The sequence below is a fragment of the Candidatus Palibaumannia cicadellinicola genome (assembly GCF_002855795.1).
Classification (GTDB): Bacteria; Pseudomonadota; Gammaproteobacteria; order Enterobacterales; family Enterobacteriaceae; genus Baumannia; species Baumannia cicadellinicola_C.
Genome location: NZ_NJPO01000164.1, coordinates 1 through 1,092 on the forward strand (window position 1 = coordinate 1; position 1,092 = coordinate 1,092).

The following is a 1,092-nucleotide window of genomic DNA, read 5'->3' on the forward strand; positions in this document are numbered from 1 at the left end:
ATTTAGCTAATATATACTACTCTATATATTAGTGGTATATTTCCCCAAAATGCTTCATAGCTTCAGCATTAGAGCCTCCGCCTAAGACACTATTTTATTAAAATAATTAAATAATTTTTGTGTTAACTTGTTAACTCACATGATTATTAACAAATGGGGTAAGTTTTATAATGAAAACTTTTACCGCAAAGCGAGAAAATATAAGACGTCATTGGTATCTAATTGACGCTAGTGGTAAAATACTGGGCCGTCTTGCTACCGAACTTGCTCTTCGTCTACGTGGTAAACATAAAGCGATTTATACGCCACACGTAGATACGGGAGATTATCTGATAGTTTTAAACGCTAAAAAAATAACTGTAACCGGTAATAAACATAGCGATAAAAAGTACTATCATTACACTGGCTTTGTCGGTGGGCTGAAAGAAAAGAATTTTCAAGAAATGATTGCCCGTCGCCCTGAGCATGTAATTGAAATAGCAGTTAAAGGTATGTTGCCAAAAGGACCACTAGGTCGGGCAATGCTGAGAAAACTGAAAGTTTACGCTGGTGCGGAGCATCGCCATGCTGCACAGCAACCGCAAGTTCTGAAAATTTAGTTAGGATTATAAGTGATGGCTGCTGAAAATCAATACTATGGTACTGGTCGCCGTAAAAGTTCTTCCGCTCGTGTGTTTCTAAACACAGTAGGAAGTGGTAAAATTATTATTAATCTACGTAGTATAGATAAGTACTTTGGGCGAGAAACTGCTCGCATGGTAGTTCTTCAGCCGTTAGAACTAGTCGATATGGTAAGTAAAGTAGATCTATACATTACTGTTAAAGGTGGTGGTATCTCCGGGCAAGCTGAGGCGTACGACGGCGGGCTTTACGTAGCCCAACTTTCTTACGTTCAACCTGACGAGCGTCACGGGTAAGAAAACCGGCTTTACGTAGATCTGTGCGTAGGGTTTCGTCATACTTAATTAGTGCACAGGTAATACCGTGTCGTATCGCGCCAGCTTGCCCGGAGATACCACCACCTTTAACAGTAATGTATAGATCTACTTTACTTACCATATCGACTAGTTCTAACGGCTGAAGAACTACCAT

Annotated in this window: 3 protein-coding genes; 2 read left to right on the forward strand and 1 reads right to left on the reverse strand. The window is 39.9% G+C overall.

Features of this window, described 5'->3' with window-relative positions:
* Positions 1-170 precede the first annotated feature (170 nt).
* Together rplM and rpsI (CEX73_RS02985) are read left to right on the forward strand one after the other, a co-directional pair.
* On the forward strand, positions 171-599 hold the full coding sequence (rplM, locus tag CEX73_RS02980; protein ID WP_101627100.1) for a 50S ribosomal protein L13: 429 nt from the start codon (positions 171-173) through the stop codon (positions 597-599).
* 15 nt (positions 600-614) lie between these two features.
* Positions 615-917, forward strand: coding sequence for a 30S ribosomal protein S9 (rpsI, locus tag CEX73_RS02985; protein WP_101627101.1), 303 nt, complete (start codon positions 615-617; stop codon positions 915-917).
* On the opposite strand, the gene rpsI (CEX73_RS02990) is transcribed toward rpsI (CEX73_RS02985), so the two are convergent.
* Positions 820-1,092, reverse strand: a 273-nt coding sequence (gene rpsI / locus CEX73_RS02990; RefSeq protein ID WP_101627102.1) for a 30S ribosomal protein S9, incomplete at its 5' end; no start/stop codon positions are given. The genes rpsI (CEX73_RS02985) and rpsI (CEX73_RS02990) overlap by 98 nt on opposite strands.

Coding starts and splice junctions, on each gene's coding strand:
- rpsI (WP_101627101.1), top strand. CDS start 615: ATGGCTGCTGAAAATCAATACTATGGTACTGGTCGCCGTAAAAGTTCT.
- rplM (WP_101627100.1), top strand. CDS start 171: ATGAAAACTTTTACCGCAAAGCGAGAAAATATAAGACGTCATTGGTAT.